Below are 8,832 nucleotides of genomic sequence, written 5' to 3'. Positions count from 1 at the left end.
TCACTTTCAATTCATTGCCCGCGATGGTATAATAAGTATTAAAATACGTATGGATCAATACCAAAATCAAAACGCCCATAATCAAGACCGCAGGCCACGCCCTTGTTATAATCATGGCGATAAACATCCCCCCAACAGTACACAACGGGAAAATAATGGGCGGCCCAATCTTCGATTTATAAACGTCTTTCATAATTGGCTAAAGGTATCCTATTTGAGGGAGAGTTGGGTGCGATTAAGCAACCATAATATATTTCTGAACCATGATTAAACGGATTTAATGATTTCCTTGATTCAGCTTATCATAATCAAGAAAATCCCTAAATCAAGCGAATCATGGTTCAGACAATTTAAGCAACCATAATATATTTCACCAAACTCCTTTTAGCCACTGGTAACAAAGTTTGCTCCAGCGGGAAACTAATATCGCTTTGCACGTAAAACACCGCCGGGTTAGGCAAATGCCTGCGTTGGTTGATCAGGTTTAATTTGATGGATTCGGGCGTGTTGCTGATACTTTGCTCGTAGGTATCCACAAACTGTACATTTATTCCACGGTATTGGTCGTCCTTATTTTCGAAGATGGATAATTGGTATTCGTATATCCAATTGGTTCTGTCACTGCCGTTTCGTAACGAAAAATACCCCGAGTAAGGTAGCAGCGGCACTAACCCAACGGGGTCAATATTGAGGCGACTTTCCACAAAATCATATATCTCCTTGCCGATTTGGATAGCCGGGTCCATTTTTTTCAAGGCATAGGTAATAATACGCTCAATCTCCTGCATCGAGCTGTCATCCTCCACAATCTTTTTATAGGTGAGTTTTACGGCCTCAATATCCGCCTTGGTTAAACGCCGCGGAAAGGCTTGTTGCAGGGTAGTTTTATGCTGTTTAAAGTCTAGCAGGTTGTTGTAATGAAATACTAAATCGGTAAGGTTTGGGTAGAGTTTGCTCTTGTCGAAATGGCGGTTTATTTCTTGCAGATAATTTAAAAGCACATACTTTTTATGCTCAAAATCAAGCGAACCCTCAATAAACCAATTTAATCCTAATGAATTCAATAGTTTAGCCTCCTTTTCAATAGCTTAAATTAAATAAAAAAAGCCAATTTTGCAATATGCCTTACGGAACACTTTATTTAATACCCGTCCCCCTTGCCGAAAACACGGCAGCCAAATCCTTTACGCCCTATTTGGTTGATACCGTTAACAGTATTAAGGAATATATTGTGGAGAATGAAAAAACCGCCCGCCGGTTTTTGAAAGAAGCCGGGCTAACAACCCCACAAAGCGAATTGACCATCCACGATTACGGCAAGCATAACCGTGAAGCTGGCGGAGGTGAATTTTTCAAAGGCTTACAAGCTGGTAAAGATGTTGGCCTGATGAGCGAAGCTGGTTGCCCCGGCATTGCCGATCCCGGTGCTGATATTGTGGAGAAAGCGCATCGTATGGGTATAAAAGTAGTGCCTTTGGTTGGCCCAAGTTCCATTTTGCTCGCGCTGATGGCATCCGGTTTTAACGGACAAAGCTTCACCTTCCATGGCTATCTACCTATTGATAAGGTTGAACGTGCCCGCAGCATTAAAGAGCTGGAAGCCGCCGCCATCAAAAATAACCAAACACAGTTGTTTATAGAAACACCATTCCGTAATAACCCGATGCTGGAAGAAATATTACGTACGTGCAATCCGAAAACACGTTTGTGCATAGCCTGTGATTTAACTTCGGCAACAGAACTGGTGCAAACCAAAACCATCGCCGAATGGCAAAAGAAAGTACCTGAATTACATAAACGACCAACTATTTTCTTGTTGTTCCGTTAGTATTAAATGCTGATAATACCCCAACATACCAAAGCACTCATTATTGGCGCCGGGCCATCCGGGCTGATGATGGCAGCGCAGCTATTGCGGTATGGGGTGCAGCCAATTATCATCGATAGCAAAGAAGGCCCAACCAACCATTCCAAGGCGTTAGCCGTGCAGGCCCGCTCGCTGGAAATTTACCGGCAAATGGGTATAGTTGATAAAGTATTACAGAACGGCAAACCCGCAAGGGGTGTAATGTTTAACCAGGATGGCAAAAAAAAGGCATCGCTATCATTAACAAACATTGGCGAGGGGCAAACGTTGTTTCCTTACCTGCTGATGTATGAGCAAAGCAAAACAGAACGCCTACTGCTTGATTACCTTACCCAAAACTGCTGCCCGGTATATTGGAATACCACATTAACATCGTTAACCCAAAAAGTTGATAGCGTTGAAGCTCAACTCCAAAATGCTGATGGCAATCATACCTTAACTTGCGACTGGACTATTGGGGCCGATGGCGCACGCAGCATTGTTCGTAAAGAATTACAGCTATCATTTCAGGGCGATACCTACTCCCATCTTTTTTATTTACTGGATGCGAAACTGGATACCACCACCCTGACTGAAAACTACCTGAACATGTACATGGGGACAAACAACTTCTCGGCGTTTTTCCCAATGCCCGAGGAAGATAGTTTTAGGGTGATAGGCACCCTGCCCGCTGAGTTTGAAAAGAATGAAGATGTTAATGTAGATGACATCCTCCCTTACATCAAGCAACTCACCAAATCAAACATCAGCATCACCCAAACCAATTGGTTTACTACCTATAAGCTGCACCACCGCATGGCTGATAAATTCCGCGTGCAGCGTTGTTTTTTAATTGGCGATGCGGCGCATATCCACTCCCCTGTCGGCGGGCAGGGTATGAATACCGGCCTGCAGGATGCCTATAACCTCGCCTGGAAATTAGCGGCGGTAATAAACCAACAAATAAAACCCGCCATCCTCGATACCTACGCCGATGAGCGCATGCCCGTGGCTAAAGATCTGTTAAAAACTACCGACCGGGTGTTTAACATCATCATGTCGAAAAACTTTTTTATCAGGCTGTTTAAAAAGTGGGCACTATTCAAATTGCTTAATAAGCTTTGGCAAAGCGATAAGATCCGACTCGGTTTTTTTAGAAAAGTTTCACAAATTGATATTTGCTATACCAATAGCGACATCAGCTTGCATTTAAGTAAGGACATCAAAATAAAAGCCGGCAACAGGCTGCCCTATTTAAAGGTTTTTGACGAGAAAAAACACGAAGAGACCGATATACACGAGTGGTGCAGCAAACCCGGCTTCACGCTCATTATTCTAGGCAAATTTGATGAATTATACCTGTTCACCATCGCCAAATGGATTACCCAAAAATATCCGGGGGTACTCAATTTCTTCTACCTGCCGCCATCAGGTAAGAACACATCTGTTTTTGATGGTTTAGAAGCCAACCCTCACGGCCAAAAAGCATTCATCGTTCGCCCTGATATGTACATCGGCTATATTAATGATGTGGTTGATATTGCCATGATGGATAATTACCTGCAAAATGTAGTAGGTGTAATTGCCTAACTATCGCATCACCAACACCCATCCCGAAAACACATCCCCATTTTTCAAATCGATAATATAATAATAAGTACCCGCGGGCACTAACTGGTTATTGTATTTCCCATCCCAGGCTATACTGTAACCCTTGCTTTTGTAAACAAGCGTGCCGTAACGGTTAAATACCTGCGTTACCGATTCCGGATAAGTATTCAGTGCTACAATATCCCAGGTATCGTTAATACCATCGCCGTTAGGCGTAAAAGTATTGGGGATAACTACCTTTTTATATACCCGTACAAACACATTATCGGTTGCCTCCGCCCCGCAGCCAACATTTGATACCACATGCAAAGTATACGTAATATCCTCCGGCGGACTGGAAACCGGCCTTAACACCGTATCATTACTTAAATATTCATCTGGCGTCCAGTAATAGCTCACGTTTGATCCTTTTGCCGTGCCGTCAAGCGTTACACTTTGCCCTTGTGTTATAAATTTATCAGCCCCGGCATTGGCAACCGGTTTTTGCAATACGTTTACCATTACAGTATCAGTAGCGGTACAGGCATTGCTGTTGCTTACGGTAACTACATATTCAGTGGTATCAGTAGGACTAGCGACAGGGTTAGCGATTGTTGGGTCGGATAACCCGGTAGTCGGCGACCAGCTATAGCTCAATCCGCCTGAGGCATTCAGCGTAGTACTTTCGCCAGAGCAAATGGTAACATCACTACCCGCATCGGCCACGGGCTGGGCATAAACACTAACCGTTACCGAACTTGTCGCGCTACAATTGCCGCTGGTAACGGTAGCTGTGTAAACACCTGCACCAGCCGCAGTGATGTTAGAAATGACAGGATTTTGCAGTGTTGATGTAAAACCATTGGGCCCCGTCCAACTATAATTTGTACCGCTGGATACCGACAGATTTAACGCATTGCCAGTACACAATGGCGTATTAGCCGTAACAGTTGCCGATGGCGCGCTATTAACAGTTAACGTAAGCACATTTGAAACTATACGGCAACTTAATGAGCTTATATTGGCGCTCTCCGCACTGGCCAAACGGTATAAATAAGTACCAGCGGTAGTGGGGTTAACCGTTAAAGATAATGCGGTGGCCCCCGATATATCATTCCAGCCATTACCCGTATTGAGTTGCCATTGATAAGCCGGGTTGGTATAACCTGTTACCGGCGGAACAGTTAAAGTTTGCGGTGTAGTTTGCCCGGCGCATTCTGTTTCTGTGGTTGATGAAGCACTTCCGCTAAAGCTGGCAACCAATGCCGGCCCGTAAGGGCTAAACGTAATATCGTCAAGTGCTTCATCATTCGCGGGTGCGCCACCATTACTGTTATTAGTCATCTTAATAATAACATTTGATGTGCCTGCAGGCAGGCTAAAATTAAAAGCGAACTGCACCCATTTAAACCCGGTAGGCTGCAACGGGATAACGCCCGTGGTATAGCTTTGTATTAACGTACCATCAGTTTGATATAAGCCAAAGGTTATATTGGGCGGGCTAAGGTCCTCGCTCCTCAATAAATTACCGATCCATGCCGAAAATTGGTACGTTGTTCCTCCGCAAAGCCCATCTACCTCTCTTTTATAAAAATAATCTGTTTTGGATACGGATGCATTTACGATCATCATATAGCCGCCCGGATCCCCGGTATGATCGGTTGTCGACCACCATACATTCCCGGCACCTGCCGTGGTATTCTCAATAGTATAGGAGCCATCGGTGGGGAAATCAGCACTGGAATACGTGTAACTTGTTGTACCCGAATCGGCGGCCAGCGCCCCGGCATGCGTACTTGTTCCGGCGCCAAATGTAATGTGTACTACCGGGTCACCTAAACTTTGCGCATGTGTATTTATCGAAATAAACATCAACAAAGCAAAAATAAATATAAGCAGCTTACTTACCGCGTTATGCATACTAATAAAACTAAATAAGCGCCCGCATTGCTGCAGGCGCTCTCGATTAAAACACACCATCATTATAAAACAAAGCTTTTTATGCGGTTAAACATCAGGCAAAAACCTCCTGCCCATTAATCGGGGTATTATAAGTCTGGTACCTTCCTTTATAAGATATAATCGACAGGCCGGGCTGCATCTTCACAGTTATTGTTTCAGCCCCCCCCTCGGGGTTTACATCACCAATAGCCAATATCAAATATTCGCCTATAACACTTAACAGTGTTAATACACAAGTGATATAGTTTATAGCCACTATATGTGCTTCTTTATCTTCAATATCCGATTCTACTAACTCAAAAACTGGCACGTCAAAAACCAAACTATTCCCGGCATTATCTTTCAAAAAAGGAATTTTATTATTTAAGCTTTTTAAAAAACCGCCAATGGCAAAGCTGAGTTTATAATGCAATGAATTTGCCCTGCCATCACTTGCTTTCAGCTGGGTAAAGGTTTTAAGCTTCCTGTCGGGATTATAAGCTTGCGATTTTAAAAGGAACTCCTGGTACGTAGCGTTAAACACTTTCTTTTCAAAATTACCTTCATCTTTTATAGCTATCACCTGCTTATAAGCAAGTTTTATTAATGCCTTTTCCATTTTGGGGTTGATGATATTTACAAAGCCAAACCAATAGTATAGGTGCCTGCATATCCTGCTGTAAGGCTGCCCGTTAATGATAGCGTTTCATTCGCCAGGTCGGTAGCTGAATCTCCAAAAACACTGTCAGCAGAATTAGTAGTTGGATTAGCACCATGCGCAGCATACAAAGTACTTACCTGTACCGCGTTTGATATACTTTCAGGAAAAGCCAGTTGCGCCGTTTTCTTTAAAACACTGTCGATGTAAATTTCCAGGTGGATATGTGTTGCCCTTGGCGAATACCAACCGGGATAAATAGAACTAAATGTAACTATGCCATAGCTATTGGTAATTTCATAACCGCGCAGCCAGGTTTCGCCCACATAGGTTTCAGTACCCAATATGCCTGGTTGGTTGCCATAGCCCGAGTAATAGCCATCCTTATTGCAATGCCATATATCAACCCTTGCGCCCGAAACTACGGCACAACTATTATTAGTATTAACAACCAAAAAAGTATAAGAGATTGGTATGCCGGTTTGGCTGCCGGTAATATCGGTACGGTTAAGCGGGTCGTTAATTTCGCCACCGGGATATGGGAACGGTCCTTCTGTTTCAGTTGGTGTTACCGTACAACTACCTGATTCACTTACTGTTGTACTTGATGATCCCGTTGTGGTGGTTGTGGTAGTAGTCGATGTTTTTGTTGAGGCGTCCTTTCCACAAGCATCTAACAACATGGGGCCCGCAGCGGCTGCTACTGCAAAGGTTCTTAAAAAGTTTTTCCGTTCCATCTTCTTTATAATTAGGTCAACATTCGTTAATCACATTATAAAAGTCAGGATAGTTGTGCGGCTATTCTTTAAGGTATCGGTAAACAGGGTTTTTGTACCGATAAATATTGTTTTTACCTATATTTCATCCAATCACGGATAAATGACACATAACTTTCGCTTACAGGCAATTCAACATCAGCCAATTGTATCTTACGTCCTTTTATCGATATAATTTTATTAACCGGAATAATATAACTGCGGTGAATACGCTGAAACTTATCGGCAGGTAATTTTTCGAGCACCGTTTTTAGGGGCATCAGCGTCAAAATAGTTTTAGCCTTATGTATGTGAATTTTTATATAATCCTCCATGCTTTCTATATATTCAATATCCTTCAGGCTAATTTTCACCATCCTGTACTCCGAATACACATACAAACTTTCATCACGCTGCTCTGCAACAGGGGTGTTTTTATATTGATGATACGCTATCGCTTTTTCCACCCCTTTAGTAAACCGATTAAAGTCAATCGGCTTTAAAAGATAATCGAGCGCCTCCAGCTCAAAACCCTCATAAGCGAAGTTTTTGTAGGCTGTAGTAAAAATAACAATAGGCTTTTTTTCAAGTGATCGTACCAAATCAATACCGGTTATATCGGGCATATTAATATCGATAAACAATATATCAACCGGCGACTTTTTCAGGAACTCGGCGCCTGTTATCGCATCATCAAAAGTATGCACCATTTGCAACGACGGCGTGCGCATTACATACTCGCGCATTAGTTTTAGCGCCAGCGGTTCATCATCAATAGCTATACATTTAAGTGGTGCCATACTCAGGATTGCAAAACAAGCTGAACGGTGTAAAACTCATCATCGTTAGTTATATATAACAAATGCCTGCCGTTATATAAATGTTCTAACCGTTGTTTTGTATTTTTTATACCGATGCCCATTCTTTGTGTATCCGAATTTCTGATAAATATCCTGTTTTGGCAAAAGAATGAAACGGCAGACTCCGCTACATCAATATTTATATCGATGATTGATGGCTCCTGTTTACTAATACCGTATTTAAAAACATTTTCAATAAAGGTCATCAATACTAACGGCGGTATTATTTTATGCTGTATATCGCCCCTTACTGTAAAATTCACTGGTGTCTTATCATTCATCCTGATGCGCTGCAATTCAATATAATCGCTTATACAATCAACTTCACTTTGCAGTGGCACAAAATCAGTCGTAACCTCATCGGTAACATAGCGCATAATGTTTGATAGCTTCATAATGCTATCAGCAGCACTTTCATCATGCGTAACAGCCAGCGTATAAATATTATTAAGGGTATTAAATAAAAAATGAGGATTGATCTGTGCCTTTAAAAACGATAGCTCCGCGGTGGCCTTATCTGTTTCGGCACGGGCGGCGCGCTGCTCTGTCAACTGCCATTGCTGTACCACTTTTATAGCAGTACTTATAGCCATTATCATTAAAAATATAAACAGGCTGGTGCTATCAAAATGCAGCCTGTTCTGAGGCCCGGGAATATGATTACCCGGCGGCTGATGTTGGTTATTAAATTGTGGCGCGTTGTTATTTGCAGATGATGACGGCCCTTGATGGCTGTTCATTGGTGGCCTATTCATACCATCCTGCGGCGGCACATTAGAGCCTTGCGGCGGCGGGCCAAATCCCGGCCCACCTTCAGGAAATGAAATATTTGTATGGGTTTCGGCATTTATTACCAGCTTATCGAATGGTTTAATTACATAAACACAGCTAAAAAGCACAAAAACAAGAATAGCGTAATCAATATACTTTTTACGTAAGAACAACCGGGGAATGAGTAGATACCCGTTAATATAAAATAGTATGATATACGTACCGCCAAATAACCAGTAGGAATAATTTTTTAATACAGATATGGCACTGCTGTTCTCCCCTCCGTTTAAAAACAAAAGCGGGAAAGCCATAAATAAAAGCCAGCCCGCAATGTGTATGGTAACTATAAATATTTTAAATCTCGACATGTACAAATCAAGCTATAGTTAACAACTTATCGAATGGAGTATC

General features: G+C 42.4%; 9 protein-coding genes. 2 read left to right on the top strand and 7 right to left on the bottom strand.

Translation table 11 applies throughout. The features are described 5' to 3' along the window. Both GSQ74_RS22680 and GSQ74_RS14185 read right to left on the bottom strand, forming a co-directional pair. Positions 1 to 193, bottom strand: a 193-nt coding sequence (locus GSQ74_RS22680) for a hypothetical protein (RefSeq protein ID WP_216846744.1), incomplete at its 3' end; no start/stop codon positions are given. A gap of 157 nt (positions 194 to 350) precedes the next feature. Continuing rightward, on the bottom strand, positions 351 to 1,064 hold the full coding sequence (locus tag GSQ74_RS14185) for a hypothetical protein (RefSeq protein ID WP_158994361.1): 714 nt from the start codon (positions 1,062 to 1,064) through the stop codon (positions 351 to 353). A gap of 56 nt (positions 1,065 to 1,120) precedes the next feature. Here GSQ74_RS14185 and GSQ74_RS14180 point away from each other — a divergent pair, with 56 nt between their 5' ends. Both GSQ74_RS14180 and GSQ74_RS14175 read left to right on the top strand, forming a co-directional pair. Beyond that, positions 1,121 to 1,828, top strand: coding sequence for an SAM-dependent methyltransferase (locus GSQ74_RS14180; RefSeq protein ID WP_158994359.1), 708 nt, complete (start codon positions 1,121 to 1,123; stop codon positions 1,826 to 1,828). Positions 1,829 to 1,834: 6 nt separating this feature from the next. Continuing rightward, positions 1,835 to 3,436, top strand: coding sequence for an FAD-dependent monooxygenase (locus GSQ74_RS14175; RefSeq protein WP_158994357.1), 1,602 nt, complete (start codon positions 1,835 to 1,837; stop codon positions 3,434 to 3,436). Here the strand turns inward: GSQ74_RS14175 and GSQ74_RS14170 are convergent, their stop codons facing one another. The 5 genes from GSQ74_RS14170 to GSQ74_RS14150 form a co-directional block, all read right to left on the bottom strand. Then, the gene (locus tag GSQ74_RS14170; RefSeq protein ID WP_216846743.1) at positions 3,437 to 5,308 is read right to left on the bottom strand and encodes a gliding motility-associated C-terminal domain-containing protein; all 1,872 of its coding nucleotides are present in this window, start codon (positions 5,306 to 5,308) and stop codon (positions 3,437 to 3,439) included. A 142-nt stretch (positions 5,309 to 5,450) separates the two neighbouring features. Continuing rightward, entirely contained in the window at positions 5,451 to 5,996 is a 546-nt protein-coding gene (locus tag GSQ74_RS14165; RefSeq protein WP_158994353.1) for a hypothetical protein, read from the bottom strand. A gap of 17 nt (positions 5,997 to 6,013) precedes the next feature. Beyond that, complete coding sequence (locus tag GSQ74_RS14160; RefSeq protein ID WP_158994351.1) at positions 6,014 to 6,772, bottom strand: intradiol ring-cleavage dioxygenase; 759 nt, start codon at positions 6,770 to 6,772, stop codon at positions 6,014 to 6,016. A gap of 113 nt (positions 6,773 to 6,885) precedes the next feature. Further along, positions 6,886 to 7,590: a LytTR family DNA-binding domain-containing protein gene (locus GSQ74_RS14155; protein ID WP_158994349.1), complete on the bottom strand. Its 705-nt coding sequence runs from the start codon at positions 7,588 to 7,590 to the stop codon at positions 6,886 to 6,888. A gap of 2 nt (positions 7,591 to 7,592) precedes the next feature. Beyond that, a complete protein-coding gene (locus GSQ74_RS14150) occupies positions 7,593 to 8,789 on the bottom strand; it encodes a sensor histidine kinase (RefSeq protein ID WP_158994347.1) in 1,197 nt (398 codons plus the stop codon). Positions 8,790 to 8,832 lie beyond the last annotated feature (43 nt).

This window comes from Mucilaginibacter sp. L196 (assembly GCF_009765905.1).
GTDB lineage: Bacteria > Bacteroidota > Bacteroidia > Sphingobacteriales > Sphingobacteriaceae > Mucilaginibacter.
This window is presented reverse-complemented; position numbering and strand designations above follow the sequence as displayed.